Source organism: Polaromonas sp. P1_G4, from assembly GCF_056405475.1.
This window is the reverse complement of sequence record NZ_JBFUCA010001013.1, coordinates 1-674: the sequence shown is the minus strand read 5'-3', so window position 1 is coordinate 674 and position 674 is coordinate 1. Positions and strand designations below refer to the sequence as shown.

Here is a 674-nt window from a genome sequence, read left to right as displayed (position 1 = left end):
GTCTGGTGCTCTGGGCAGGGCACGGTACTGCTCAAGAAATTCAGCTACGGGAAAGACTTGACAGTCGTGACGTTGAACAGCTCCGGGAACTTCGATTGGAACGGGCAAAAAGCCGTATCGCAGAGGTCAACTTGAATGACTCCACGAAAGAGCGATTGTTCAAGAGTTACGACCTCGATGTACTCGACGCAGTTCTTAAGGATCAAAGCGGCCGTAGCGGCGTTGATCTGAATAACAAGGCAAACGCACGTTTAAACCTGCTCAAACTGGGCACCGCATTGAAAGATCAGATTCCCTCGGGAAGGATCAACGCAAGCGGAATAGATTCCAAGTTAATTCTGGAGCTGGCTCGCAAATCTTCAAACCCGGAGATCGCCTCTCGCATCCTGGATTCGAAGCTTCGCCTGGATAAAAATAACCGTATCGTGCTCGGACTCGGTGCGGTCTTTAGCACCAATCCCGAGGTGAACGCACCTGACAAATCCCAGCCTGGGAAAATCCCTGGGAATTACAAGGGACTCAAGCCGACGGTATGGAGGTCGGGTTTGCTTTACTCCGGCATGCTGGCGCTGACGCGTCCGGACAAAAACTACATGCTTTGCTCAGGGACGGTCATAGCGAAATACTGGTTTCTAACTGCAGCTCATTGCTTGCTAAACGAAGAGACGCGAGGT

Annotated in this window: 1 protein-coding gene; it reads left to right on the top strand. The window is 51.6% G+C overall.

All coding sequences use genetic code 11. The features are described from left to right. Window positions 1-131: 131 nt before the first annotated feature. Window positions 132-674, top strand: a 543-nt coding sequence (locus tag AC1D1X_RS25090; RefSeq protein ID WP_477699603.1) for a trypsin-like serine protease, incomplete at its 3' end; no start/stop codon positions are given.